The 1429-nt window shown below is 75.2% G+C and carries 1 protein-coding gene; it reads left to right on the forward strand.

Annotation, left to right across the window (positions count from 1 at the left end; genetic code table 11):
• Positions 1 to 1429, forward strand: a 1429-nt coding sequence (locus tag B8460_RS20055; RefSeq protein ID WP_048863396.1) for a ComEC/Rec2 family competence protein, incomplete at both ends; no start/stop codon positions are given.

Genomic DNA, 1429 nt, shown 5'->3' on the forward strand with positions numbered 1-1429 from the left:
GGGTGCGGCTGCGCGCCGACGACGACGCGCAGCCCACGGTCGGCGACGTGGTGGAGGTCCGGGCGCTGCTGCGCACGCCCGCGCCGCCCGTCTATCCGGGCGCCTGGGACCTGCAGCGCGATGCGTTCTTCGCGGGCCTGGGGGCCGGCGGTATGGCGCTGGGCCCGGTCACGCGCATCGCCCCGGGCGTGCCCTCCGGTCCCGCGCGGACGCTGCGGGCGCTGCGCGACACGATCGCCGCGCGCATCCTGGCCGGCCTTCCGGGCAGCGCCGGGGCGATCGGCGCGACATTGCTCACGGGCCATACGGGCGCGATCCCCGAGACGGACCGCGCGGCGTTCCGCGATTCCGGCCTCGCGCACCTGCTGGCGGTCGCCGGCCTGCATGTCGGAATCGTCTTGGGCCTGCTGCTCGGGGCGACGCGGTTCCTGCTCGCCCGCTCGGCCTACGCGGCGCTGTTCTGGCCGTGCAAGCAGATCGCGGCGATCACGGCGCTCGCGGCGGGCGGGGCCTATCTGCTGCTGACCGGCGCGCATGTGCCGATCATGCGCAGCTTCGCGATGGCGACGCTGTTCACCCTGGCGGTGCTGACCGGCCGGCGCGCGGTGTCGCTGCGCGGCCTCGGCATCGCGGCGGTGGTGATCCTGCTGGTGGCGCCGTGGGAAGTGGGCGGCGTCAGTTTTCAGATGAGCTTCTCGGCCGTGCTCGCGCTGATCGCGGGGTACGAGGCGCTGCGCGGGCCGCTGCGGCGGCTGCAGGGCGACGGCGCGACCTGGCGGCGGCTGCTGTCGCATATCGTGGCGCTGGCGCTGACCAGCATCCTCGCCGGCACGGCGTCGGCTCCCTTCGCCGCCTATCATTTCGGGCGGGTGCAGAGCTGGTTCGTGCTCGCCAACCTTGTCGCCGTGCCGCTGACGGCGAGCTGGATCATGCCGTGGGGCCTTGCCTCGCTCGCCCTGATGCCGCTGCATCTCGAGCGGCTGGCGCTGGTGCCGATGGGCTGGGGCATCGACGCCGTGCTGTGGGTCGCGCATGGCGTCTCCGACATGCCGGATGCCGTGTGGCAGGTGCCGCACGCGCCCGGATGGGGGCTCGCGGTGCTGTCCGCGGGCCTCGCGTGGCTCGGCATCTGGCGCCTGCGCTGGCGGCTCGCCGGACTGGCGGCGATCGCGCTCGGTCTCGCGTCGCCGCTGCTCGACCGGCCGCCCGATCTGCTCGTCTCGCCCGATGCGCGGGTGATCGCGCTGCGCACGCCCGAGGGGGCGTATGCCGAGATGGCCCCCGGTGCCGGGCGGTTCGTGCGCGATTCCTATGCGCAGTATCTGGCCGTGCCGGCGCTGCGGCGGCTGCCGGAGAGCGGCGCCGTCGCCGAGGGGCGGGCCGTCTGTGCGGCCGATGGCTGCCGGCTGCGGGCCGCGCCGGACGGGCC

The organism is Acidisphaera rubrifaciens HS-AP3 (genome assembly GCF_000964365.1).
GTDB lineage: Bacteria > Pseudomonadota > Alphaproteobacteria > Acetobacterales > Acetobacteraceae > Acidisphaera > Acidisphaera rubrifaciens.